General features: G+C 42.0%; 1 pseudogene. It reads right to left on the bottom strand.

The annotated features are described in order from the left end of the window. Nucleotides 1-26 precede the first annotated feature (26 nt). Nucleotides 27-207, bottom strand: a pseudogene (locus tag CES81_RS13705) (phage tail family protein); the annotation flags it as partial.

Here is a 207-nt window from a genome sequence, read left to right on the forward strand (position 1 = left end):
TGTGATATTGCCATCTGCACACCCCTTTACCGATACAAAAAATTAAAGTTAAACGCCATTTGGATATTCTTGGCATTGTCAATTCGAAATTGATTCCAACCGTTCGCCAAGGTTAACAGCCCGTGATCAGTAGAACGACCACAATGTTCATCGTTCAAATATGGATATACTCCGTCCATGGAAAGGGTCTGATCACTGGTCATTGGC

The sequence above is a fragment of the Secundilactobacillus pentosiphilus genome (genome assembly GCF_002217985.1).
Classification (GTDB): Bacteria; Bacillota; Bacilli; order Lactobacillales; family Lactobacillaceae; genus Secundilactobacillus; species Secundilactobacillus pentosiphilus.